Here is a 24,778-nt window from a genome sequence, read left to right as displayed (position 1 = left end):
AGGCTTCAGTCCAAAAGGTTTGCAATGGCACCGGTCACCCGCGCGACATCGTCGAGGGTCATGTCCGGAAACAGTGGAATCGAGCATAGCCGCGCCGAATTCCATTCGGTATGGGGCAGCTGCACTTCAGGGAAGCGCTGTCGGTAATAGGTATGCAGGTGCGTCGCAATGAAGTGGATACCGGTGCCGATATTCTGTTCCTGCAGGCCTTTCATGAAGGCTTCGCGGTCCAGGCCGCAGCGTTCGGCGTCGATGCGCAGGATGAACAGGTGCCAGGCATGCTGCTGCGGGTACTGGGGCAGGAGCAGGGGCTGTACCGGCAAGCCTTCCAGGCGCTGCAGGTAGGCCTTGGCCAGCACTTCACGCTTGGCGTTGATCTCGTCCAGGCGTTGCAGTTGCACCAGGGCAATGGCCGCGTTCATGTCCGCCAGGTTGTACTTGAAGCCGGGCTCGATGACCTGGGCCTGTGGCTTGCGGCCATGGGTCAGGCGGTCGTAGGCGTCCACTCCCAGGCCGTGGAACTTGAGCATGCGCACGCGGTTGGCCAGGGCTTCGTCATCGCTGACGAACATCGCGCCTTCGGCGCACGTCATGTTCTTGATCGCGTGGAAGGAAAAGATCGCCGTGCCCCGGGCGCCGATGGCGCGGCCGCGGTAGGTGGTACCGGCGGCGTGGGCGGCGTCTTCGATCACCGCGATGCCGTGCTTGTCGGCCAGGGCATAGAGCGGGTCGAGGTCGAAGGCTGCGCCGGCGTAGTGCACCGGGATGATCGCCTTGGTCCGCGGGGTGATGGCGGCTTCGATGGTGGCGGCGTCGCTCATCAGGGTGTCGGGGTCGACATCGACGAACACCGGGGTGGCACCCAGCAGGCAGATCATGTTGGCGGTGGAGACCCAGGTCTGCGACGGGGTGATCACTTCATCCCCGGGGCCGATGCCCAGGGCCAGCAGGGTGATGTGCATGGCGCCGGTGGCGGAGGATAGTGCCACGGCGTGGCGGGCGCCGACGCGTTCGGCGAACTGCTGTTCCAGTTCCTGGTTTTTCGGGCCGGTGGTGATCCAGCCGGAGCGCAGAACCTGCTCCACTGCAGCAATCTCTTCTTCGCCAATACTCGGGCGCGAGAAAGGAAGGAAAGCCTGGTTCATGGTTACCTCGGGTTTACACAATGCGAATTACTGGAATACGGGTTGCTGCGGGTGAACGGACAGTTCATGGAAAGCGGGGAGGTCTTGCAGTCATCAAGGCGCATCCAGTTATTGAGCCAACAGGGCATTCCATGCAGCGAATCAGTAAAGACTGAGTTTGTGAAAAGTAAAGGTGGATCAAGGTGTTATCTTTACAACCTGAGAACAAACTGCACTCGGATGGTTGTCTGTCGGGGGCTGAGATTAAGCCGAAAATTGTGAAACGAATATGAAAAATAAGGTAAAAGTCCGTTTTTCTGCGAGCCAGACAGCTAGTGTTCAGTTTGTTTCCAAAGTTATCGAAGTGCGCAGGCCTGGCGGCTTTTGTAACCAGTTTTCAATGGGTATTGAAGGGGCCTGCGGGAGTGTTTTTTTCACCTCGCCAAGGTGCTACCCGGTACAACCTTGCCCAGCGGAGCATCCATGAACCCGCCGGGCCATGACCGCGCCGCCGGCCTTGACGCGCCCAACCCCTTGAGCCTGTACCTGAAGCGCCTGGCCCCCTCCAGCCAGTCGACCCTGCGTTATGTGCTGCAGGACGCCGCCGACCGCCTGGGCTACGCCGAGCAGAACCTGGAGGAAATCCCCTGGCACCTGCTGCAACCCGAGCATGTCACGGCCCTGGTGGCCACCTTGCGCGAAGACGGCTATGCGCCCAATACCTCATCGCTGTACGTCAATGCCCTGCGCGGGGTGATGAACGAGGCGTGGCGGGCCAGCCTGATCAGCCAGGACCACCTGCTGAAGATGCGTTCGGTCAAGGCCATCAGCGGCACGCGCCTGGCCCGCGGACGCAACCTCAAGCGCGGCCTGATCCATGAACTGATGGCCGTGTGCGCTTCCGACCCGCGCCCCCAGGGCGTGCGCGATGCAGCGCTGATTGCGCTGCTCTATGGCTCGGGCATGCGCAAGTCCGAGTCGGTCAACCTGGACCTGGCCCAGGTGGATTTCAGCGAGCGCAGCCTGCAGGTGCTGGCCAAGGGCAATCGTCAGTTGATCAAGTACGCACCCACCTGGGCTTTCGACAAGCTGCAGGCCTGGCTGGAGCTGCGCCGCCGGCATCTGCCCGCGGGCCTGGTAGACGACCCGTTCCTGTTCAACCGCATCCGCCGGGGCGGGCACATCACTCGCGAGCGCATCACCAAGCACGCCATCTACTACATTGCCCGGCAACGCGGGGCCCAGGTGGGCGTGCGGATCATGCCCCACGATTTCCGACGCTCGTTCATCACCCGGGTGATCGAGGAACACGACCTGTCGCTGGCGCAGAAACTGGCTCACCACAGCAACATCCAGACCACGGCCAGCTATGACCTGCGCGATGACAACGAACGGCGCCGGGCCATCGACCGCTTCGATCTGTAGGCCGTGGCAGGGTCAGAGCGAGGGCAGGGTGGGCGACAACTGCCCGGTGAGGTCCCAGGCTTCCAGCATCTTCGCGTACTCGAAGGCATGGCTCGGGTCGCTCTGCAACCAGTCCTCGAATGCCCGGCGCTCGGCCAGGCTGCAATCGGCCTCGCGCAGGCGCATGCACCAGTGCGCGGCCTGCATCATCAGGTATTCCTCTGCTTGGCTGGCAGAATCAGTCATGGTTCATTCCTTGTTCAAGGTGGAGCCGGTAGCCACGGTGTACAGCGGCATGGCTGAAGTATCGGAGCGATTGCCGCGCGTGACCATGATCAAGGGCAGCATCCTTCACTCAAGCACCGGGGGCCGCCCCCAGCACATGGGCATGCCCCAGGGTGCGGATGCGCACCCGGCTGCCGACCGGTAGCGCATGCAGGCCGGAACTGCGGACCGGCACCAGTTGTTCATGGCCCCCGGCACCGGCCACGCCGATGCTCAGGGTGCAGGTGTTGCCGGCAAAGTCGCAGTCCCTGACCACTCCCGGGCAACTGCCGGCGCCATCGCCGTCGTCCGCCAGCACCTGCAGTTGCTCGGGGCGCAGCATGATCCGCGCCGGGCCCTTGAGCGAGCGCTCGCGGATCGGCACCTGCCCCAGGTCACATTGGGCCAGCCCCTGGTCCAGCTGCGCCGGCAGCAGCACCGCCTCGCCGAGAAACAGCGCAGTCTGGGCATCCCGCGGGTGCTGGTACAGCTCCAGCGGCGCACCGGCCTGCACCAGCCGGCCCTGGCGCATCACCGCCAACTGGTCGGCAAAGGACAAGGCCTCGGCCTGGTCATGGGTGACCAGAATGGTGGTCACCCCGGCCTCAGCCAGGAGCCGTGCCACGGCCTTGCGCATCGAGGCCCGCAGGCCGGTATCGAGGGCGGAAAAGGGTTCGTCCAGGAGCATCAGCCGCGGGCGCTGCGCCAGGGCCCGGGCCAGGGCAACCCGCTGCTGCTGGCCGCCGGAAAGCTCGTGGGGCCAACGGGCGGCCAGGCTGCTATCCAGAGCCACCATGTCCAGCAGCTCGGCAATGCGCTGCTGCCTCTGCGGGTTCTTGCCCGTCAGGCCGAAGCCGATATTAGCCGCCACGTTGAGGTGCGGAAACAGCGCGCCATCCTGGGGTACATAGCCGATCAGGCGCTGATGGGCCGGCACCGCGCCCTGAGCGTCCGCCAGCACCTGGCCATTGAGGCTGATGCGCCCGCGATCGGGAAACTCGAAGCCGGCGATCATTCGCAGCAAGGTGGTCTTGCCCGAGCCCGAAGGGCCGACGATAGCCGTGCGGCTGCCGGCGGGCATGCTGAGGCTGATGTCCTGCACCGCCGGCACGCCGCCGAAGGATTTGTGCACTGCGTGGAGTTCGAGAGCGTTCATCGGCCCGCCGTACGTCTGGATTGATGGTAGAGGAGGCCGGTCAACGGCAGGGACAGCAGGATCATGATCAGGGCATAGGGCGCCGCGGCGACGTAGTCGATCTCGCTGGTCCTGGCCCAGAAGCCGGTGGCCAGGGTGCGGGTGCCGTTGGGCGCCAGCAGCAGGGTCGCGGTCAGTTCATTGCTGATGGCCAGGAATACCAGCGCCGCGCCGGCTGCCGCTCCCGGTGCCGCCAGGCGCAGGGTGACCCGCCACAGCGCCTGGAGCGGCGAGCGGCCCAGGCTGCGGGCGATGTTTTCCAGCTCCACCGGTGCCTGGGCGATACCCGCCCGCAGGCTGACCAGGGCCCGGGGCAGGAACATCAGCAGGTAGGCCAGGAGCACGGTGAAGCTGGTCTGGTAGATCGGCCTGGCGAATTTCACCGTGACCGTCACCAGGGCCAGGGCCACCACGATGCCGGGCAGGGAACTGGTGAGGTAGTTGCAGCTTTCCAGTAGCCGCAGCAGGCGCCCTGGGGCACGGATCGACAGCCAGGCCACGGGGATCGCCGCACAGGTGGTCAACAGCGCCCCCAGGCTGGCCAGCATCAGGGTCTGGCGCAGGCTGGGCAGCAGCTCCGGCACCTGCCAGACCTCAAGGCCGCCGGCCAGCAGCCAGTTGCCCAGGGTCAGCAGGGGCACGCCCAGGGCCAGAGCACTGGTCAGCGCCGCCAGCAACAGCCCGGCGGCCCGGGCCACGCGGCGCAAGGCCTGGATGCGCTGGGGCCGCGGGCTGCCCGAGCCGACCCGGGCATAGCGCGCCTGGCCACGGCTGGCGGACTCCACCCCCAGCAGCACCAGGCAGCACAGCACCAGGATGCCCGCCAGCATGTTCGCCGCCGGGCCGTTGTAGGTGGATTGGAACTGGTCGTAGATGGCGGTGGTGAAGGTGTCGAAGCGGATCATTGCGTACAGGCCGTACTCGGCCAGCAAATGCAGGCCCACTAGCAAGGCACCGCCGCCCACGGCCAGGCGCAACTGTGGCAGTACCACCCGCAGGAACAGGGCCCAGGGTTCGAGCCCCAGGGCCTCGGCCACGTCTTCCAGGGCCGGATCCAGCCGGCGCAGGGTGGCCGCCGCCGGCAGGTAGACAAAGGGGAAGTAAGCAATCACCGACACCAGCACCGCCGCCGGCAAGCCGTGCAGCGCGGGCGCCAGGCTGACCCAGGCATAGCTGTGGACGAACGCCGGCACGGCCAGGGGCGCCACGGCCAGCAGCGACCAGATGCGCCGCCCGGGCAGGTCGCTGCGTTCGGTCAGCCAGGCCAGCGCAATCCCCAGCAGCACGCACAGCGGCAGGGTCAGCACCAGCAGCAACAGGGTATTGCCCAGCAGCTGCGCGACTCGCGGGCGCAGCACCAGCTCGGCGATGGTCGCCCAACCGGTCTGGATCGAGATGCCGACGACAAATCCCAGGGGCAGCAGCGCCCCCAGCGACACCAGCAGCGCCGCGCCCAACAGCCAGGGAGCGGCCCGCCGTCCCGGCCCGTGGCGGCGATAGCCAGTGTGGGTCGCGGCAGCGACCCGGGTCGTATCCCCGGCGGGCAAGCGTGAGAGGTCGTCGGCCATGGGTTTACAGGAGGCCGGCCTGGGTCATCAGGTCCACGGCTTTCTTGCTGTTGAGCCTGGCGGCGTCAACCTTGGGCGCGTCCAGCTCGGCCAGGGGCACCAGCTTGGGATTGGACTGCGCGCCCAGGCCGACCGCGTATTCGAACGACTTGCCGCTGCCGAGCACTGCCTGGCCCTTGGCGCTGGTGATCCACTTGAGGAAAGCCTGGGCCTGCTCCTGGTGCTTGCTGGAAGCCAGAACCGCACCGCCGGAAAGGCTGACAAACGCCCCTGGATCCTGGTGCTTGAAGTAGTGCAGGGCGGTGTTCTTGCTGTTTTCCCCCGTCTTGGCCTGGTCGACGAAGCTGTAGTAGTGATAGATCACACCACTGTCCACCTGACCGGCGTTGACCGCCTTGAGCACCGCGCTGTTGCCCCGGTAGAGGCTGGCATTGCTCTTCATCCCCTTGAGCCATTCCAGGGTGGCGGCTTCGCCCTTGAGTTCCAGCACCGCGCTGACAATGGCCTGGAAGTCGGCTCCGGCAGGGGATGCGGCCCAGCGGCCTTTCCAGGCTGGGTTCGCCAGGTCGAGCAGGGACTTGGGCAGGTCGGCCTGCTGCAGCTTGGCCGGGTTGTAGACGAACACCGTGGAGCGCGCGGCGATGCCCACCCAGTTGCCATGGGTTGGACGATAGGCAGCGGCCACTTGCTCCAGGGTAGTCGGAGCCACTTTGGCGAATAGCCCGGCGTTGTCCACCAGGGCCATGGCCGGTGAGTTCTCGGTGAGGAACACGTCCGCCGGCGAAGCCTGGCCTTCCTGCACCAGCTGGTTGCCCATTTCGCTGTCATCACCGTTACGCAGGGTGACCTTGATCCCGGTGTCCCGGGTGAAGCCTTCGACCCAGGCCTTGGTCAGGCCTTCGTGCTGGGCGTTGTACACCAGCAAGCCGTCGGCATCGGCCGCATAGGCATGGCCGGCAGTCAGCAAGGCACCGACCAGCAGGCCGGTTTTCAAGCGTGAGGGGATACGTGGGGTCATGGAGAAGGCAGCTCCTGCGGTGGTTTTTGGATGCATCAAGCCGGAAGAATCGAGCCGTCGGGCAGCTCGAACAATAGGAATCATTTGCAAATGAAAACTGCGCGCAATGTAGAGCGGCAAACAAGAAAAAATCGTCAAATTTATGGTGAATTCCCGTGATGCCCGGAGGTTCTCGCGGTAGCCGGTCACGCGTCTGCCTTGAGGCTGTGACGCACTCGACAGCGTGGGCCCCGGGTTGCTTTATAATCACGCGGCGAAAACCGCAGTAAATGGAATTGACCGGTCAACCGAGGGAACAAACGTGAGCGCCAGACTCTGCAACAACATCAGTGCCGTGACCTTTGTCAGCAAGTACAAGGCGGTGTGCCAGCCGATTGCCGACCAGCTGGACCTGCCGGTGGAAAACCTGCTGGGCCTGGCCGCCCAGGAAAGCCAGTACGGCACCGGGCGCATTGCCCGGGAACTGAACAACTACTTTTCCATGCACGCACCGGCCCCCCTGCAGATCGGCGCCGAGGCGCCCCTGGGCAACGCCAGCATCAAGGTGGCCAAGTTCGACTCCTTCCAGAAGTCCGCCCAGTCCTTTGCTTCGAGCTTTGGCACGGCAGTACGTGGCCAGCGTGACCCCATGGCATTCGCCCAGGCGCTGGTACGCAGCGGCTACAACACCGGCAACGCCAAGACCGGCGGCCGGGATGGCTTCGCCCGCTACCTGGCGGACATCATCATCGCGGTCAGAGGGCGCATGGCGTGCTGAAACTCAAGAGTCCTTCCTGGGTGCTTGGCCTGTCCCTGGCCTGCACCACACTGGTGGCCTGCGCCACCGATAGCCTGCAGCCGGCGCGGATCAAGGACAGCGGCCTGACCCGCGAACAGGCGGAGCAGGTCCTGCGGGTGGCCCTCAAGCACCAGGACTATCAGTTGCAGCGCCCCGGGGTGTTCATCGACGGCGACCTGCAGGACGAAAACGGCAAGCCGCCCCATCCCGGGTACTACGACTTCAGCCTCGGCTACAACGACCCCAAGGCCGGGGCCACCGAGTACTGGGGCCTGTTCTCGGTCAGCCTGAACACGGGCGATACCTGGGAAATCAACAGCTGCAAGCGCCTTGATGGCGCCGAGCTGCGAGCCTTGCAGCGGCGGGTCATGGCCCGCACCGGCAAGAGCCTGGCGGATGAAAAAAGCCAGCGCGAGGGCCTGGGCTGCGAAGACCAACAATAAGCCTAGGAGCACCGTCGCCGCGTGCTCTTCCAACCTCTGGCTCATCACTCGGGCAGCCCTGCGGCAAAGGCTTGCACCGGCGCCTGCTGCGTGGCCGGGGCCGCTGCAGCACCGAGCAATAGGCGCTTGGGCCGCCGGAAAGCATCCAGGGCGCTGGGAGACAAGTCGCCGGCCAATTGCGACAGGGTCCAGTGGTGCTCGCTGTCGGGGTGGTTCGGCACGGGCGGCGGGTTGATCCGCACCCGGGCGCTCAGTAAGCGTTGGGCCAGCTGCACCGCGTGCGCCGGATCTTTACTGAACAGGGTCACCTCAAAGCTTGCCGGGCAATCGTTGGCCAGTTGCGCGGCTGCGCCAAGGTCACTCACCCGTCGGATGACCGCCACCGGGCCCAGGCACTCTTCCTGGGTGATGACCATGTCGTCGTCGATCTCGGTGAGGATCACCGGCGGTTGCAGGCTGCCGGGCAGCGGGTTTTCGAGTGCCTGTTCTCCGGCCAGCAGTGCGGCGCCCTTGGCCAGGGCGTCACGCACCAGCCGCCGGACTTTGTGCCGTGCGGCCTGGCTGATCAGCGGCCGCACAGCGCTGCTGGAGTCGTGGCCCGGGTGGCGGGTGTGCTCGATGAAGTGCCGGACGAACTGGTCATGAACCTGCGCCTCGACGAAAAAATGCTGGATCGACAGGCAACTCTGGCCACCGCGGCTGAAGGCGGCGCGAGCTCCGTAGGCGGCGGCGAGCGCGACGTCGGCGTCCTGGGCAACGATCATCGCGCCGCGGCCGGTGCTCTCGATCGCACAGGGCTTGAGCAGTTCGGCGCAGGTCACCGCCACCGCGCTGGCAGCGCCGACACTGCCGGTGAAGGCTACGGCATGGGTGCCGCTGGACTGCAGCAGCCATTGCCCGGTGGCGGCGTCCCCGGGAATGCACGAGACCAGCCCCGCCGGCAGGCCAGCGAAGTGCTGCATGAAGGCCAGGGTGGACAGGCTGGCGTTCTGCGCCGGCTTGACCAGGCAACTGTTACCGGCCGCCAGGGCCGCGGCCAACGTGCGCCCCAGCAGGGCAATGCCCAGGGTGAACGGCAGGATATGCACGCTGACGCCATAGGGCTCGTACCGTAGCCGGCACTGCGCTGCACCGCTCGGGCTCGGGGCCGGGACATCGCTGTCGGCCAGTGCCCCGTAATAGCGGAACACGGCTGCGCAGTGATCCAGCTCGGCCCGGGCTTCGGCCACGCAAAGCGCCAGTTCCCGAGTCATCTGCCGGATGATCTGCCGGTTCAGTTCGCTGTCGGCGGCCATGCTGTCCGCCAGTTGCAGCAACAGCGCCTGACGCTGATCCGTATCCAGCAGGCGCCACAGGGTGTGGGCAACGTTGGCCGCCGCCACCGCGGTGTGCACATCGTCCTTGGTACAACTGGGGTTGAGCCCGATGGGCTCGCGGGTGTCCGGGTTGAACACCTGGTGCGGGGCATCGCCGGAAGCCGGCAGGTACAGCGGGTTGATATAGAACTGCGGGTTCCAGGGTTGAAAACCGTGCATTGGAAGATCCCTTTCCAAGTGTGCCGGGACTGGCAACGATGGCAACGCCGGGCCACCGCGGCGCGGTGGTCATTCAGCGGGGAGTCTAGGAAGGGGAGTGCAGAGGCGTCTTGTACGATTGTGCGAGGGCCGGGTGCTCAGAGGCGGTAGCCGACGTTGACCATCACCGCCGCGGCCCCCAGCACCACCAGCTCTGCGCCCACCGGGCCGTAATGGGTGCCGATGGCCGGGATCAGCACCGGCGCCACGCCAAAGTGGTTCAGCGGGATCTTGTCCTTGTAGTCGCCCTTGTAGCCCTGGATCAGGCCGCCACTGAGCTTGGCGTAAACCGGCCAGTCGGCATTTTCCCAGGCCTTGCCGACATAGGCGTAGTAGGAACGCTGGGAGAAGGAGTTGCGAAAGGTGCTCACGCCCCACAGTTCACCGTCGGCGTAGTTGCGCTCCAGGCCGATCAGGTCCTGGTGGTTGTTGTGGTCGGGGTCGTTGCTCCAGTGGTTGGTGTACACGCTGGTCTGTACGTACCAGAAGTCCTGTTGCTGGTCGGCCTGGGCACTGGCGGCCGCGCCCAGCATCAGCAGGGCCACAGCGGCGGCTTTCAGGGTGCGGTGCTTGGGCGTTGGCAGGCCCAGGGCCGGAAATTGAAGCATGTAGATCATGGGCTTTCCCTGCCATGGCGGCAGTTGCGCCCCCTCGGAAATCAAGGAGGGTAGGGGGCGGCGAAACTACCACTCGGGCATTCACGGGATCAATCAATGAACTGTTGCTTTATCTATCTGCGCCTCGATGCGCTGGATCAGGTAGGGGTAGAACGGGTTCGCGCTCAGGCGCATCAGCTCATCCATGGGCACCACCAGCACACCCCGTTCGCCACGGGCGGCAATGGTGCCCAGGTGCACGCCAAAATCCTCATCGGGGCTGGGCTGGGTGCCGTACAGGCCGTCATCGACGGGGAAGGGCAATGCCACATGGGACAGGGAAAACACCCCCGGCGGGTAGGCCAGGCCAAGGGGCCGCCGGCTGCTGTCCGGGCTCAGGGCGGGGGTGCTCACTTCTTCCAGTGCCGCGCTGCCCGTGCCTTCGTTGCTGAGGATGCGGGTGGTGTAGTTGCGTGGCGCGGGCGGTAGCAGGCTGGCCAGGGAGGTGACGCTGGCCGGGTCCAGCAGCCCTTCGAAATCGCGCTCGCGGTTGAGGTCGAAGATCACCAGTTCACTGCCGTTGGCCGGCAGTTGCCGGTACAGCCCACTGACCAGGGCCGGGGTGCTGACGGTGGCGTCGGTCAACGACTGGAAGCTGAGGATAGGTGGCAATCGGGCCAGCCGTGGATCGCCCACCAGGGCCAGCAGCTGCTTTTGCAGGGTGTCGGTCAGCAGCCAGGACTGGCGCGCGGCATTGGCTGGAAACGAGTTGTACTTGAACGGGTTGTATTCGGGCCGCAGGTTGAGCCACGCCGCCTTGCTGAAGGCCGGGAACACCGCAGGCAAGGCGGCCAGCCCGGCAAAACGGGCGGACGAGGCGACGCCGATCATCGGGGAAATCAGTACCAGGCGCTGGGCCTGGGGCAACTGCGGGTCGCTCAAGGCATCCAGGGTGTACTTGACTGCCAGTGCGGCGCCGTTGGAGTAGCCCACCAGGTGCAGCGGAGCCGGCGCCGGCACTTCGGCCCGGGCGGTACGCAGGGCCAGGCGGGTGGCGGCTAGCCAGTCCTGCCACTGGGCATCGGTCAGCCCCGCCGGCACCGTGCCATGGCCGGGCAGGCGCAAGCCGATGGCCAGGTAGCCGTGCTCGACGTAGCGCTGGGCGACATGCCGCAGGCTGTAGGGCGAATCGGTCAGGCCGTGCAGCAGCACCACCACGCCCCGGGGCGTACCCGCCGGGCGCAACAGGTAGGAACGGTTCCAGTTCGTGGCAAAGCGTGGCGGGTAGGCCCGGCTGTCCTGGCGGTAGCGGTTGAAGGGCGGTACCTGCCCGGGGTCCAGCCGCTCGCTGACCTGCTGCCGGACCTCGGTGAATACCCGGTCCTCGGCCTGCAGCCAGGCGCCCCAGTCGGCGTGGTCCAACTGCTCCACGCTCAGTTCATGGGGCACCTTCAGGTGCCAGGGCTGCAGCGCCGGGCCGCGCTCGCTGTCATAAGCCCGCCAGGCCAGCAGGGTCAGGGTGGCGACGCCGAGGATCAGCGCGCCCTGTTTGAGCAGGCGGGACAGGACTGGCAGGGGCACGGGCATCAACTCACTGGGGTGGCACGGATGCGATAGACGCAGCGTCGATCGCCGGTAATCAGGTGTTCCACACGCTGTACCTGGCCCAACTCGCCGATGGCGGCCTGGAACACTTGCAACTCGGAACGGCAGAAGCCCTGGCACTGCTGGGCCGCGACGCAGATCGGGCAATGGCTCTCGATCAGCAGCCAGGCATCGCCGTCGGCTTCGACACTGGCCATGTAGCCGGCCACTTCACGGATCTGCGCCAGGGCCCGGACCCGCTGCTCCAGGGTCGGCAACGGCGCGCAGACGCTGAGGTACTCGGCGCTGTTGGCCCGCTCCATATCGCTGACGATGCGCTCCACGCCGTCGGCGCCATACACCGCGCGGATCGAATCGATCAACTGCAGGGTCAGGTTGGCGTGGGTGTCGGGAAAGCGCGCCTGGGCCAGCTCGGTGAGCACCCATTTCTGTGAGGGCCGCCCGGCGCCCTGGGCCGGCATCAGTTGGCCGACGATCAGTTCGCTGTCCACCAGCTTCTGCAATTGCTGGCGCGCGGCTTCCTGGGACACCTTGAGCAGCGGCGCCAGATCGGCGGTTTTCAACGGGCCGCGGGTTTTCAGCAGAAACAGGATCCGCTCGGCGGTAGCCCCGGGGCTTTTCTTATCGGTGGAGGGGGAAATCGAAGACATCTGGGCCATTAACCAATGCACAGGTGGGGTATCAGGAGCGTCCATGACGCCGGCAACCACGCAAGCATAACAGGCTCGGGCGCAGGGGCTCGCAGCTTGTCGATCCATTGCCTGCTGCTGGGGGGAATTGCCGGAACGGCTGGAAAAAACAATTATCAAAGTATTTGCTTGTGTATTACATTCGCCCAACAGCGAACAACACACATGGAGAACGGCATGGCATCGACAAGCGGATGGTCGGCACTGTTACTGGGCAAGAACGGGCTGCGTTCTGCGGCCCTGGCTGGTGGCGTGGCCCTGCATGCAATCAACGTCTACCTGGTAACCACCCTGTTGCCCTCGGTGGTCAAGGACATTGGCGGCCTGGACTACTACGCCTGGAACACCACCTTGTTCGTGGTGGCCTCGATCATCGGCTCGGTGCTCTCCACCCGGGCCCTGGCGCTCCTGGGGCCCAAAGCCGCGTACGGCCTGGCGGGCCTGGTGTTCATGCTCGGTTGCAGCCTGTGCGCCCTGGCGGCGGACATGGGCGGGCTGATCCTCGGGCGCAGCGTCCAGGGGCTGGGGGCGGCCTGCTGTTCGCGTTGCCCTACGCCATGATCCGCCTGGTGTTCGACGAGCCGCTGTGGCCCCGGGCGATGGCGTTGATTTCCGCCATGTGGGGCGCAGCGACCCTGATCGGCCCGGCGGTCGGCGGAATTTTCGCCGAACATGGGGCCTGGCGCGCGGCGTTCTGGGTGCTGCTGCCCTGCACCTTGCTGTTCATGCTGCTGGCCGTTGCACTGTTGCCGGGCAAGAGTCGGGAAAGCGCGCCCCGTAGCCCGATTCCCGCCCTGCAACTGCTGTTGCTGACCGCCGTGGTACTGGCCATTTCCATCGGCAGCATCACCCCATCGCCGCTGTACAACGCCCTGGGGCTGGGAGCCGGGCTGGTTCTGCTGGTGCCGGTATTCGCTCTGGAGAACCGCGACGGCGCGCGCTTGTTGCCGCGCAATAGCCTGAAGGCCGGGAGTGCCTTGCTGGCGCTGTACATTTCCATGGCCCTGCTGGTGGTGGGCATGACCAGCGAGGTCTTCGTACCGTTGTTTCTGCAGGTGCTGCATCAGCAGACGCCGTTGCTGGCAGGTTATATCGCCGCGCTGATGGCCGCCGGCTGGACCCTGGGGGCGATCTTCAGCTCAGGCCTTGGCCCGCGGGGCGCGGCCCGGGCGATTGCCATCGGACCGTTCCTGGTGGTGGCCGGGCTGCTCCTGGCCTGCCTGTTCATGCCTGCCACCGCCACCCCGGCCCTGAGCCTGGGGCGGTGTGCCTGGCCATGCTGCTGGTGGGCGTCGGTATCGGCCTGGCCTGGCCGCACCTGCTGTCCCGGGTTCTGGAACAGGCCCCGCAGGATCAGAAGGAACTGGCCGGCGCCTCGATTACCACGGTGCAACTGGTGGCCACTGCCCTGGGGGCGGCGCTGGCGGGAATGATCGTCAACCTGGCAGGCCTGACCTCCACGGGCGGGACTGCTGGCGCGGCCCAGGCTGCGGCCTGGCTGTTCGGCCTGTACGCCGGGCTGTCGGCGCTGCTGTTTGTCTCGGTGCGCCAGGTACGGCGCAACGGTTCACCGCACCTGGCCCAAGCCTGAACCCTGTCGGGCGTGCGCCTGGCGTCATTGACCTGTAAGGAAACCACGATGAACAGCCTTGCCACTGATGCGCCGCAACCGGCCTTGATCCTCGATCCGGGGCTGGCCCCGCACTTGCACCACCTGCAGCTCAGGCAGTTGGGAGGAAGGGTGATCGGCATTGCCGACAACCGCTTCACTGACTTGCTCAGCGTTGTCGGCGGGCCCGGCTGCGCGGTGCGCAACGGCAACCCCTGGGACCTGCGCCGGGAGAATATCTGCCAGCTCGGCTATCGCCTGGGCGGGCAGGGCGAATTGACCCGTGCAACCGCGCCTGCGCCGGCGGCGCCCCCAGGGCCGGTGGCAACGCCGGCCCCGCCCCTGGAGCTGGATTTGCCAGCCCTGCGCCTGGGCCGGCAAAGCCGCTATGGCTTCCTGCCCCTTGGCCAGAGCACACACCGCGAGAACATCTCCCTGGATTCCATCGATACCCCGGCGACCTTATTGACCCTGTCCCATTGGCCGGCGAACAAGACGCCTGTCGAGCACAAGGCCAATCACTCCACCACCAGTGCCCTGGGCTTTCTCCAGCAGGGGTTGACGGTGGACCGGGCGCAGGTGATCACCAGCGATCATTTCGACCTCGACGGGCTGGCCTCGGTGTATGCCTTCCTGACGCCGGAGCATGCCCTGGGGCACCGCCAGTTGCTGATCGACATTGCCCGCCTCGGTGATTTCTCCCGGGGCACTTCGGCCCAGGCCCTGCACTGCGCCTTTGCCCTGCATGCCCTGGCGGGCCGGGTGCGCGTCGACCCACAGGCCAGCAACGACCGGCAATTGCTGACACGCTTCGCCGCGCTGCTGCCGCAGATGGCCGATGTACTCGACAACACCCGGCGCTATGCGCCCCTGTACGCTCCGGCCATGCTCGCGCTGCAACGCAGCGAGGCGCTGCTGGCCGATCCGGGCACGGTGATCGAGGAGTACCCGGGCATTGATCTGGCGGTGTTTGTCCTGCCCGAGCAGGGCTGGGACGGTTTGGGCGAGTATTGCGGCCTGTCGCCGGTGGCGGTGCATAACCGCAGCCGTTGCGGGGTGCTGGCCATGGTCCGTCAGGGGCGGGTGGAGATCCGCCAGCGCTACGAGAGCTGGGTCGAGCGCATCAGCGGCATTGCCCGGCCCCGGCGCGACCTGGCGATCTTCGCCCGGGCCCTGCAGGAAGCCGAACGCACCCCGGGGCAATGGCACTACGACGGCGTGCAGGAAATCATGCCGGCCCTGAGGTTTGTCGCCAGCCGGCCCAGCAGCCACGCCAGCAGCACCCTGCTGGCCGAACTGCGCCAGTTCCTCGAACAAGCCCCTGTCGCCTGGGATGCCAACGCCTGAGCAGCGGCCTGCTCCTACGATGGAGAGGCAGGGCTACCAGGTATCGACAAAACCCTGCGCGCGCTCGGCCCAGGGCACCGGGCGCGGTGCGGCCTGCAGGCCACGCAGCAGCCACGCTCGGCTTTCCAGGGGGTCGATCACCGCGTCTATCTCCAGGTAGCTGGCCATGTTCAGCGCCTTGCCCCGGGCGTAGGCCTTGGCCACCAGTTTGTCGAACAGCGCCTGTTGCGACTGCGGGTCGGGCTGGGCCGCCAGTTCCTTGGAGAAGCCCAGGCGCACCGCACCTTCCAGGCCCATGGCGCCGAACTCGGCGCTGGGCCAGGCGACGGTGAACAACGGGCTGTGAAAACTCCCGGCCGCCATGGCCTGCGCGCCCAGGCCGTAGCCCTTGCGCAGCACCAGGGTGAAGAACGGCACCGTGAGGCTGGCGGCACTGACAAACATCCGTGACACATGGCGCACCGTGGCCTGCTGCTCCGACTCCGGCCCCACCATGAACCCCGGGGTGTCGCACAGGGACACCAGCGGCAGGCCGAAGGCTTCGCACAGGCGCATGAAACGTGCGGCCTTGTCCCCGGCCGCGGCGTCGATGGCGCCGCCCAGCACCGCCGGGTTGTTGGCCAGCAGGCCAAAGGCCCGGCCTTCGACGCGGATCAGCGCGGTAATCAGCCCCGGGGCGAATTGCCGGCGCAACTCCAGCACGCTGTCGCGGTCGGCCAGGGTCTCGATGACCCGGCGGATGTCGTAGACCCGCAGGCGGTTTTCCGGAATCAAATGCCGCAGCTCACGCTGGTCGGCGCAGTGCCAGTCCTTGAGCGGCCCCTGGAAATAGCTCAGGTACTGCTTGGCCACCTGCACGGCCTCGGCTTCGTCGGCCACCAGCACGTCGATCACTCCGTTGGGGCCTTGTACCGACACCGGGCCCACCTGTTCCGGGGTGAAGCTGCCCAGGCCGCCGCCTTCGATCATCGCCGGGCCGGCCATGCCGATGCTGGCGTTCCGGGTGGCGATGATCAGGTTGCAGCAGCCGAGCAGGGCGGCGTTGCCGGCAAAGCAGCGCCCCGAGGCGATGCCCACCGTGGGCACCCAGCCGGACAGCCGGGCCATGGCGGCGAAGGTATGGCAATCCAGGCCGGCGACCCCGACAAAGTCGCTGTCGCCGGGCCGGCCACCGCCGCCTTCGGCAAACAGCACCACCGGCAGCCGCCACTCCTGGGCCAGGCTCAGCAGGCGGTCGGTCTTCTTGTGGTTCATCACCCCCTGGGTGCCGGCGAACACCGTGTAGTCGTAGGCCAGGGCCAGGCAACGGGCGTCCTGGCCGTCGAACAGCCCGGCATTCACCGTACCTATGCCTCCCACCAGCCCATCAGCCGGGCTCAGGGCCTGCAACTCCTCGACGCTGCGCCGACGCCTTTGGGCGGCCAGGGCCATGGCGCCGTACTCCATGAAACTGCCCGGGTCCAGCAGGTGCTCGAGGTTCTCCCGGGCGGTGCGCTGGCCGTTGCGGCGACGCTTGGCCAGCGCCTCCGGACGCTGGGCATCCTCCAGCAAGGCATGGCGTTCGCGGACTTCCGCCAGGTCGGCGCGAATCAGTGCCAGGTCCAGTTGCTCTTCGCTGTGCTGGCCCTGGTCGGCAAACTCCGCCGGCTCCAGAAACAGCAGGGGCTGGCCTTCGCCCAGTGCTTCGCCAACCTGGACGGCCAAGGCCCGGACGATACCGCTGCTCTGCGCCTTGACCTCGAACTCCATCTTCATCGCTTCCAGCACCGCAACCCGCTGGCCAATCCGCAACTCATCACCCACGGCCACTTCCAGGCTCACCAGCACCCCGGTGCTCGGGGCGTTCAGCGCCGCCGTGCCCGGGGGCGCCTGGACATCGCTGCGAGTGCTCTGCGCAGTGGCGGCCTGCCGGGCAAAGAACATCGGCCGGTGTTGCCCGGCGCAATCTTGCAGCAACTGGGCCCAATGGGCTTCGACGAACCTGGTGTCCACCTGATAGTCCAGCACCGCCGGCTGGCGCAACAGGTTCAACAACAGCCCCAGGTTGCTCGGCACGCCCTCCAGGCGAAACTCGCAAAGCCCACGATAGGCCCGGCCCAGGGCCGCGGGAAAATCCGTACCCTGGGCGATCAGCTTGGCCAGCAGCGAGTCATAGCCGGGGTTCACCGGGTAACCGGCATAGCCGTAGCCGTCGACCCGCAGCCCGGGCCCGCTGGGGGCTTCATAGGCGCTGAGGGTGCCGGCCACCGGCCCCATGCCGCCATCGGCCAGGGGCTGTTCCAGGTTGATCCGCGCCTGCACGGCAAAGCCTTGGGGCTCTGGTGGCCGGCTCAGGCCCAGGCTGGCCAGGGAGGCGCCCGCGCCAAGGCGCAGTTGGGTGTGCAGCAGGTCGACGCCGGTGATGGCCTCGGTCACCGTGTGCTCCACCTGGATCCTTGGGTTGGCCTCCATGAAATAGAAGCGCCCCGGGTGTTCCTGGTCGAGAAGGAATTCGAAGGTACCAATGCCCTGGTAACGCACTCGCGCGGCCAGGGCCAGGGCGGCGTCGATCAACTGCTGGCGCAATTGCGGGGCAAGGTCCGGGCTGGGGGCGATTTCCACCAGCTTCTGGTGCCGGCGCTGCAGGCTGCAATCGCGCTCCCACAAGTGGCTGACCGCGCCGCTGCCGTCTCCCAGCACCTGGATCTCGATGTGCCGCGCCCGCTGCAGCAGTTGTTCGACATACAGCGCGCCATTGCCGAAGGCCGCCTGGGCTTCGGACTGGCAACGGATGAATGCCTGCTGCAGTTGCCCGGCCTCGGTGACCGCGCGCATGCCCCGGCCACCGCCACCGGCCAGGGCCTTGAGCATCACCGTGCCATGGCGTTCGAGAAAGGCAGCGGCCTGTTCCAGGCTGACTGCTCGGTTGATGCCCTCCAGCAAGGGCACCCCACAATCTTCGGCCAGGGCACGGGCCGCGGCCTTGTCGCCAAACAGTTGCAGCACCTCGGGGCCGGGGCCGATCAGGGTCAGCCCGGCTTCCAGGCAGCCCCGGGCAAAGTCGGGGTTTTCCGCGAGAAAGCCGTAGCCCGGGTGAATCGCCTGGCAGCCCTGTTGCAGGGCCAGGGCGATCAGTTGCTGGCGGTCGAGGTAGGCCGCCACCCCGCGGCCCTTGAGGGGCAGGGCCAGATCGGCCTTGCGCGTGTGCAGGCTGGCGGCGTCGTCCTCGGCAAATACCGCGACGCTGCGAACGCCCAGGTCGGCGCAGGCCCGGGCGATACGGATGGCGATCTCGCCGCGATTGGCGATCAACAGACTCTGGAACATGGCAATTCTCGCAATGCTGAAAAGGAAGGGCTCAGAGCTGTTGTTCCAGCTCGTTCTTCTTGACCTTGCCGGTGGCGGTCATGGGCAGGCTGGCCACCAGGCGGATCTGCGGCACCTTGTAGGCGGCCATCACCTCCTGGCACCAGGCTGCCAGGGCATGCGGGTCCTGGGGCGCATCGGGCTTGAGCACAACGAAGGCCACCGGCTGCTGGCCCCGACGTTCATCGGCGCGGCCGATCACTGCGCTGGCCAGCACCTGCGGGTGCTGGCCGAACAGCGCCTCCAGCTCGCTGGGAAACACGCTCATGCCATTGACCTTGAGCATTTCCTTGCGCCGGCCCAGGTAGCGGATAAACCCTTGTCCGGTGATCTGCCCCAGGTCACCGGTGTGCAGCCAGCCGTCGCGCAGGGCCGCCGCGGACGCCTCCGGGCGCTGCCAGTAACCCTGCAGCAGGGAAGGGCTGCGCACGCACAACTCGCCCTCGGAGCCCAGGGGCAGCAGGGCGCCGCTGTCGAAGTCGCAGACCTTGAACTCGGTGCCCGGCACCGGCAGGCCGACGAAGGTTGGCGCGCTTTTGAGGTCGAAGTCGTCGGTCTGCAGGCCGGCGGTAAAGGTGTCGCAGGTGTGGGTTTCGGTCATGCCGAAGCTGAACTCGAACAGGGTGCAGCCGGTTTGCGCGCGCCAGCGCTGGCGATAGTCCGGGGTGAGCTTCTTGACGAAGGAGATGCAGCCGGTGGCCTTCAGGGAGCTCAGGTCGTAGTCGGCGACGCTTGGGTGCTCCAGCACTTCGGCGGCGCTGTCCACCAGCAGCCCGCAATGGCTGACCCGGTAGTGCGCCACCGCCGCCATGAAACCCAGGGCGTCCCAGCGCGCCAGCAGCACCAGGCGGCAGCCGGCGTAGATGGGAAACAGCAGGCCGGCGTTTTCCCCGGCGATCCAGAACTCGGGAAGGAAATTGAGCAGCACGCTGTCCTGCCTCAGGCCCAAGGCCACCGGCACGAAGCTGGCGCAGGTGTAGAGCATGTCGCCGTGGCTATGAATGCAGCCCTTGGGCATGCCGGTGGTGCCACCGGTGTAGTTCAGTGCGGCCATATCGCCCAGGGCAGGACGGTGGGCCGGGGTGGCGGCGCGACAGGCCTCCAGGGCGGGGAAAAAGTCGATCACCCCCGGGGCCAGGCGCTTGGGCGCCCGCAGCAGGTCCGGCAGGGGAATGCTCGGGGTGGCCGGGCACAACTCGCTGAGGCTGGTGGCCAGGATCGCGCTCAACTCGCAGGCGTCGCTGACCGCCTGCACCACATCCAGCAGTTGGTCGAAGCACAGGATCACCCGGGCGCCGCTGTCCTTGAGCTGATACTCCAGCTCCAGGGTGCGCGCCAGGGGGCTGACCGGCGCGTACACGGCGCCGCACTTGAGAATGCCCCAGAAACCGATATGCAATTGCGGGCAGTTGGGCAGGTACACCGCCACCCGGTCCCCGGGGCCGATTCCCAGCTCGCCGAGCAAGGCGGCGCACCGGTCGGACAGCCGGTCCAGCTCGGCAAAGCTCAACTGATAGCCATAGAAGTCCAGGGCCACGGCACTGGCTTGCGACTGCGCCCAGGCCCGCAGGTATTCGGTAAGGGGCTGCTGGCCCAGGGGGTACTGCGGGGTACGCGGCGCGCCTTCGGGCCAGGCGGCCTGCTGCAGGGCGTGAAGGTGCTGCTGATAGGCCGCAAGGTCCATGGTGCCTCCTGAATTGTTGTTATCGGCACGGCCATCTTAGGCAGCGCCCGGAGCACCACAGAACCGACGGTTATTCATCGAGATTCATGAATGCGCTACATGGTTCTGCCGGCGCCGGCCCGCTGCTAGCCTGCTGCGGGTCGAGACTGCGAGGGCACAACCATGAACTCACCGCATGAATGGTCAGGGCTGAGCCGCCTGGACCTGAACCTGTTCCGGGTCTTCGAGGTGGTGTACCAGGAGCGCAACCTGACCCGCGCCGCCTCGGTGCTGCACCTCAGCCAGTCGGCCATCAGCCACGCCCTGGCGCGCCTGCGCGCCCAGCTGGACGATCCGCTGTTCGTCCGCGAAGGCTATGGCGTGGCCCCCACGCCGCTGGCCAAGCAACTGGCCCCGGGGATCCAGGACGCCCTCAGCGGTCTGCGCCGCAGCCTCAACCCGGCCCAGGCCTTCGACCCGTTGCGGGACCGCCGGCGTTTCACCCTGAACATGCCGGAGCAACTGGAGCCGGTGATCCTGCCCTTGATCCTGGCGCACCTGAACCGTGTTGCCCCGCACCTTGAAGTGCGCAGCACCAGCGTGCACTGGGCCGACCTGAAGCTGGAGATGATTGCCGGGCGTATTGACCTGGCCATCGAACTGTCGCGGCTCACCGACCCGCAACTGCAACAGCAACTGCTGCTGCAGGATTCCTTCTGCGTGATGGCCGGCCCCGGCTTCAGCGGCGAACTGACGGTGGAACGCTACCTGGCGGCCGAGCATGTGGCGGTGACCTCCAGGCGCCGGGGCATCTGCGTCGAAGACCTGGCCCTGGGGCACCTGGGGGTGGTACGGCGCATCCGCCAGCACTGCCAGCACTTTCTCACCGCTGCGCAACTGGTGGCCCAGGGCGATGGCCTGCTGACCCTGACCCGCAACAATGCGCAGTTGATCAACGCCGGGCTGGGCAACCGGATTCTCGACATGCCCCTGACCCTGCCCGAGGTCTGCCTCAACCTGTACTGGAGCAAGCAAGTGCAGAACGAGTCGGCCAACCGCTGGCTGCGCGAGCAGTTGCTGGAGCTGGCAGGGCGCAGTTGAACGGTTTGACGCCCGGCCCAAGCGCCGTTGTGCTGTAATTTGCGGCCACACACGCACACGGAAACCTGTGGATGCACGAGTCCGCCCGTCATATCGTCGATCTGTACCAGCGTCATGCTCGGGTCTGGGACCAGCGTCGCAGCGCCAACCCCGAGGCCTTCGAGGGAGAGCAGGCATGGCTGGAGCGCTTTCGCCGGGTCATGGGGCAGGGCGGCCAGGTGCTGGACCTGGGTTGCGGAGGTGGCGAGCCGATTGCGCGCAACCTGATCGAACACCAATGTGCAGTCACCGGCGTCGACAGCTCTGCCACCTTGCTGGACCAGTGCCGCCAGCGCTTTGCCGGGCAGCAATGGATCCACGCTGACATGCGCAGCCTTGCCCTGGACCAGGATTTTGCCGGCATCCTCGCCTGGAACAGCCTGTTTCACCTGAGCCCGGACGATCAGCGCGCCATGTTCGCCGTTTTCGAACGCCACGCCGGTCCGGGCTGCGCCCTGATGTTCACCAGCGGCCCCGAGGCAGGGGAGGCCATCGGCGAATTCGAGGGCCAAGACCTGTACCACGCCAGCCTCTCCCCAGGGGAATACTGCACCTTGCTCGACACCCATGGTTTCGAGGTGGTGCAGCACATCAGCGAAGACCCGGACTGCTGCGGGTTCACCGTTTGGCTGGCGCGGACGATAGATTGAGGCTCAGAGCACCTTCAGGTTTTTGGCGATGTCCCGCAGGCAGATGCCCAGGGCACGTTTTTCGAAGTCGTGCGGGGCAAACCCAAGGATGAAATCCGCACGTATCAACGACTGAACCACCGCATCGCTCTCATCCCGAAACTGCTTGCGCTTGAGCATGTCGGTCACCTCCGGGGCGTACCACTGGTAGCGCTCCTGCAGGTGGAAGAATGTGGTGAACTCGCCCCAGGCCCCGTTACCAGTGACGGTCAGCTCAAGTTCTTCCTCGGTGATTCCAGAGATCCCAAGCGCCGACCCCTTGAGGGTAAAACTCATGTCCAGGGGGGCGGCGGGGTCAAAAGGATGGGGGATTGTATGGGCGGGGTCGTCATCCCCCTTGATCGAGGAGTTGCACGGGTGACAAGAGGGCACCAGGTTGTACAGCGACACCGCCAGATAGGGGTAGATCGACTTGGGCAAGAAGTGATCAAGGGGCGGCCGCATTTCCAGTTTCCTGGGGGTGCCGACACTCTGGCCGTGGTAATTCACATGGTGCAGGTGGCAGTAAGGGCAGATGCGCAGTGCATAACTGCCTACCAGCTTGTAGGCGTTCCAGCCGACGCCCTTGTAGATGAAATTGCTGTAGTCGAAGATTTCGCCCAGCTTGGTGATCAACTTCTCCATATCGGCCTGCCGAGCGCCGGACTTTGCGCTGGGTCGATTTCGCAAGTAATGATCAAGGGGCCCGGCTTGGTGTTTGACCTGTTGGATCACCCCGTGTAGCCGGCTGACATCGCCGACAAGTATGAAATCGCGCTCGCTCTGCAACACCTTCTTCAAGTCTGATGTGAAGGGCGGATAACCGGCGAAGGGTGACTTCCAGGCACTCATGGCCTTGTCAAAACGCTCGCCCAAGGTTTGCAGGTGCCGCTGTTTAGCGGTCGGATCCACCTTAAGCTTGAGCATGCGGGCCTCCGATCAGCACGCTCAACTGTTGTTGTACATGGTGCCTGAGCTCATCGTTGGCCAGTGTGTCGGCGATCTGCCAGGCGTGCCTGATGCTTTCCAAGTCTTGATCCTTGCGGTTCAACACATCTGAGAGTTTGGTCAGCAGGTTCAGGTTGAACTCGCCCGTGAAATCTCCCACCGCGAATACCGAGTTCAAGGTTTGCTTGGGGGTGTAGCCGAAGGCATTGGTCAGTTGCTGGTTGTCCAGGTCGAACAGGCGGCCGGCGGGTGTATCGGCGGCGACGATCAGTGAATGGGTGGAAATGAACACGTGGGTTCTTTTCGCCAGGGAACCGAATTGCCCGATGAATTTCAGCAGGCTGTCGATGTACATGCGTTGCCACTTGGGGTGCATGAACATCTCGCCTTCATCGATGCACAGCAGCATCAACCTATCCTGCGACTCGCGCTCGAACTCGCCGAAGGCCCGGGCGGTGGAGCAGTACAGCGACATCATGCTGGCCTGGCCGGAGCTCAGTTGCTTGAAGGAGAACTTGAGCAAACCGAGTGCAGCCACTTCGGAAAACACACCTTCATGTTGACGGATCTGGTGACCGGCTTGCTCATCCAAATAGGCCAAAGAGGCCAGTCGCCTCCAAGTATTGACGTTTTTGAACAAGGGACGGACTACATCCAGCGCGTTGCGGGCCTTGAGCAATTGCTCGGCCAAGAAATCGTTTCCTGCCAGCAGAAGCAGTTGAGGGAAGTCAACCAACAGCAAGTCGTTGAGCCACGGGCCGTGAACTTTGATCATTGCCAGCAACGTATCAATCAACAGATGAAGCTGTTCATCAGTTACTCTGTCCAGGCATTCCAGGACGGCAAAGGAGCAGATAAACCTCGTCTGTACTGATGAGCGCCTGTCGATCTCATGAAGCCGGGTCTTCATTTCCGGCTCCAGGGCCTTGTAGGTTCTGGCTCCGTCCGCGGAATATGACTTCACCAAGTCAACCAATGAAGCCGGCTTGAGTTTTATTTCCGCCGTCGCCTCGGAGACGAAGGTGGCTTTGTCCTTGAGAAAGGGATAGGCATTAAATGCCGCAACCATCTCCGACTCCACGACCAGACCAAACCTTGGGCTGACATCTTTTACTTTTCTACGACGCAAGAGTGCGCGTCTGACCTTTTCAAACGGAGAGGTCGAGTAGAAAACTGCCGAAAATTCGGGCGGTACGCAAAACTTGTCTTGAGTGATCTGCAGGCTGGAGAGCAGCCTGGTCTTGTTAAGCGAAAGACCTTTCGATAGGTACAGCCCCTGTTCCGTTTCCCAAAGAATGCTGACTTTGGATTTAGACTCCCAATCAGCCAGTCCTTCGCACACCCCCAGCAACATCTCGGTCTTGCCACTGCCATTCTCGCCGTAAAGGGTAGTGAACGAGGCTACGTCTAACTGCTGTCGGCTGGAGGTGCGCGATGAAGGGGCTATTTCCAGAGTGAAAGGGGGGATGTCAGGCGGTCCCTCGGAGGGATAGACCACCACCTCATAAGCATCGGTTAATGGCAATACGGTGGGCTGTCCCGATTTTCCGACGAAAAAAAGCACATGGATCACAGTGCGGTCTGGCGACATATCGAATCCCTGATAATTGTTTTTCAGCTCTTGCTTTGAACCCTGGCTAGCAGGCCAGCGCACCGGCATAAATAGCTATGTGCCATTAGTAAAAAATGGCGCGTAGATTCGCACATGAGTCGGTTGCGGGAAATAGTCGGCCAAGCATTCAAGAGATTGGCGACTGTCGGGTTTTCCAGGTCGGGACGTTTGCCTCGGACAAAAAAAAG

General features: G+C 65.3%; 22 protein-coding genes. 9 read left to right on the top strand and 13 right to left on the bottom strand.

Annotated features, from left to right (window positions below; genetic code table 11):
- Positions 1 to 5: 5 nt before the first annotated feature.
- Entirely contained in the window at positions 6 to 1,145 is a 1,140-nt protein-coding gene (gene arnB / locus KI242_RS15990; protein ID WP_015635639.1) for a UDP-4-amino-4-deoxy-L-arabinose aminotransferase, read from the bottom strand.
- Positions 1,146 to 1,607: 462 nt separating this feature from the next.
- On the opposite strand from arnB, the gene KI242_RS15985 reads away from it, so the two are divergent.
- The gene (locus KI242_RS15985) at positions 1,608 to 2,549 is read left to right on the top strand and encodes a tyrosine-type recombinase/integrase (RefSeq protein ID WP_011061330.1); all 942 of its coding nucleotides are present in this window, start codon (positions 1,608 to 1,610) and stop codon (positions 2,547 to 2,549) included.
- Between the two features lie 12 nt (positions 2,550 to 2,561).
- On the opposite strand, the gene KI242_RS15980 is transcribed toward KI242_RS15985, so the two are convergent.
- From KI242_RS15980 to KI242_RS15965, 4 genes are all read right to left on the bottom strand, one after another.
- Positions 2,562 to 2,774 (bottom strand): DUF4880 domain-containing protein, encoded by a 213-nt coding sequence (locus KI242_RS15980; protein ID WP_011061329.1) that lies wholly within the window; start codon positions 2,772 to 2,774, stop codon positions 2,562 to 2,564.
- Between the two features lie 109 nt (positions 2,775 to 2,883).
- Positions 2,884 to 3,948 (bottom strand): ABC transporter ATP-binding protein, encoded by a 1,065-nt coding sequence (locus tag KI242_RS15975; protein ID WP_053158558.1) that lies wholly within the window; start codon positions 3,946 to 3,948, stop codon positions 2,884 to 2,886.
- The gene (locus KI242_RS15970; RefSeq protein ID WP_212805336.1) at positions 3,945 to 5,555 is read right to left on the bottom strand and encodes an iron ABC transporter permease; all 1,611 of its coding nucleotides are present in this window, start codon (positions 5,553 to 5,555) and stop codon (positions 3,945 to 3,947) included. The genes KI242_RS15975 and KI242_RS15970 overlap by 4 nt, the downstream gene beginning before the upstream one ends.
- 4 nt (positions 5,556 to 5,559) lie before the next feature.
- Complete coding sequence (locus tag KI242_RS15965; protein ID WP_053158552.1) at positions 5,560 to 6,573, bottom strand: iron ABC transporter substrate-binding protein; 1,014 nt, start codon at positions 6,571 to 6,573, stop codon at positions 5,560 to 5,562.
- Positions 6,574 to 6,874: 301 nt separating this feature from the next.
- Here KI242_RS15965 and KI242_RS15960 point away from each other — a divergent pair, with 301 nt between their 5' ends.
- The gene (locus tag KI242_RS15960; protein WP_015635634.1) at positions 6,875 to 7,330 is read left to right on the top strand and encodes a glucosaminidase domain-containing protein; all 456 of its coding nucleotides are present in this window, start codon (positions 6,875 to 6,877) and stop codon (positions 7,328 to 7,330) included.
- Positions 7,324 to 7,794: a hypothetical protein gene (locus KI242_RS15955; protein WP_011061324.1), complete on the top strand. Its 471-nt coding sequence runs from the start codon at positions 7,324 to 7,326 to the stop codon at positions 7,792 to 7,794. The genes KI242_RS15960 and KI242_RS15955 overlap by 7 nt, the downstream gene beginning before the upstream one ends.
- 44 nt (positions 7,795 to 7,838) lie before the next feature.
- On the opposite strand, the gene KI242_RS15950 is transcribed toward KI242_RS15955, so the two are convergent.
- The 4 genes from KI242_RS15950 to KI242_RS15935 all read right to left on the bottom strand — a co-directional run bounded on the left by KI242_RS15950 (position 7,839) and on the right by KI242_RS15935 (position 12,327).
- A complete protein-coding gene (locus tag KI242_RS15950; protein WP_212805335.1) occupies positions 7,839 to 9,329 on the bottom strand; it encodes an aldehyde dehydrogenase family protein in 1,491 nt (496 codons plus the stop codon).
- A gap of 137 nt (positions 9,330 to 9,466) precedes the next feature.
- Positions 9,467 to 9,901: a hypothetical protein gene (locus tag KI242_RS15945; RefSeq protein ID WP_041752756.1), complete on the bottom strand. Its 435-nt coding sequence runs from the start codon at positions 9,899 to 9,901 to the stop codon at positions 9,467 to 9,469.
- A gap of 177 nt (positions 9,902 to 10,078) precedes the next feature.
- Entirely contained in the window at positions 10,079 to 11,551 is a 1,473-nt protein-coding gene (locus tag KI242_RS15940; protein WP_202945056.1) for an alpha/beta hydrolase, read from the bottom strand.
- Positions 11,551 to 12,327, bottom strand: coding sequence for a metalloregulator ArsR/SmtB family transcription factor (locus KI242_RS15935; protein WP_103290191.1), 777 nt, complete (start codon positions 12,325 to 12,327; stop codon positions 11,551 to 11,553). The genes KI242_RS15940 and KI242_RS15935 overlap by 1 nt, the downstream gene beginning before the upstream one ends.
- Positions 12,328 to 12,435: 108 nt before the next feature.
- On the opposite strand from KI242_RS15935, the gene KI242_RS31830 reads away from it, so the two are divergent.
- The 4 genes from KI242_RS31830 to KI242_RS15925 are packed head-to-tail and all read left to right on the top strand — an operon-like array spanning position 12,436 to position 15,214.
- Entirely contained in the window at positions 12,436 to 12,819 is a 384-nt protein-coding gene (locus KI242_RS31830; protein WP_244868131.1) for an MFS transporter, read from the top strand.
- Positions 12,804 to 13,691, top strand: coding sequence for an MFS transporter (locus KI242_RS31825; protein ID WP_244868130.1), 888 nt, complete (start codon positions 12,804 to 12,806; stop codon positions 13,689 to 13,691). The genes KI242_RS31830 and KI242_RS31825 overlap by 16 nt, the downstream gene beginning before the upstream one ends.
- A complete protein-coding gene (locus KI242_RS31820; protein ID WP_244868129.1) occupies positions 13,655 to 13,849 on the top strand; it encodes a hypothetical protein in 195 nt (64 codons plus the stop codon). Before KI242_RS31825 ends, KI242_RS31820 begins: the two co-directional genes overlap by 37 nt.
- 48 nt (positions 13,850 to 13,897) lie before the next feature.
- Positions 13,898 to 15,214, top strand: coding sequence for a DUF6687 family protein (locus KI242_RS15925; protein WP_212805334.1), 1,317 nt, complete (start codon positions 13,898 to 13,900; stop codon positions 15,212 to 15,214).
- Between the two features lie 33 nt (positions 15,215 to 15,247).
- Here the strand turns inward: KI242_RS15925 and KI242_RS15920 are convergent, their stop codons facing one another.
- Both KI242_RS15920 and KI242_RS15915 read right to left on the bottom strand, forming a co-directional pair.
- Positions 15,248 to 18,520 (bottom strand): carboxyl transferase domain-containing protein, encoded by a 3,273-nt coding sequence (locus KI242_RS15920; RefSeq protein WP_212805333.1) that lies wholly within the window; start codon positions 18,518 to 18,520, stop codon positions 15,248 to 15,250.
- 31 nt (positions 18,521 to 18,551) lie between these two features.
- Positions 18,552 to 20,243, bottom strand: a complete 1,692-nt coding sequence (locus KI242_RS15915) for an AMP-binding protein (protein WP_015635627.1) — start codon at positions 20,241 to 20,243, stop codon at positions 18,552 to 18,554.
- A 162-nt stretch (positions 20,244 to 20,405) separates the two neighbouring features.
- Here KI242_RS15915 and KI242_RS15910 point away from each other — a divergent pair, with 162 nt between their 5' ends.
- Positions 20,406 to 21,323, top strand: a complete 918-nt coding sequence (locus KI242_RS15910) for a LysR family transcriptional regulator (protein WP_015635626.1) — start codon at positions 20,406 to 20,408, stop codon at positions 21,321 to 21,323.
- Positions 21,324 to 21,394: 71 nt separating this feature from the next.
- Entirely contained in the window at positions 21,395 to 22,012 is a 618-nt protein-coding gene (locus KI242_RS15905; protein ID WP_053158535.1) for a class I SAM-dependent methyltransferase, read from the top strand.
- Positions 22,013 to 22,015: 3 nt separating this feature from the next.
- Here the strand turns inward: KI242_RS15905 and KI242_RS15900 are convergent, their stop codons facing one another.
- The gene (locus KI242_RS15900; protein ID WP_041752258.1) at positions 22,016 to 22,957 is read right to left on the bottom strand and encodes a hypothetical protein; all 942 of its coding nucleotides are present in this window, start codon (positions 22,955 to 22,957) and stop codon (positions 22,016 to 22,018) included.
- The gene (locus tag KI242_RS15895; RefSeq protein WP_125063232.1) at positions 22,944 to 24,638 is read right to left on the bottom strand and encodes an AAA family ATPase; all 1,695 of its coding nucleotides are present in this window, start codon (positions 24,636 to 24,638) and stop codon (positions 22,944 to 22,946) included. Before KI242_RS15895 ends, KI242_RS15900 begins: the two co-directional genes overlap by 14 nt.
- Positions 24,639 to 24,778: the final 140 nt, after the last annotated feature.

This window comes from Pseudomonas sp. Eqa60, from assembly GCF_018326405.1.
GTDB lineage: Bacteria > Pseudomonadota > Gammaproteobacteria > Pseudomonadales > Pseudomonadaceae > Aquipseudomonas > Aquipseudomonas protegens.
This window is presented reverse-complemented; position numbering and strand designations above follow the sequence as displayed.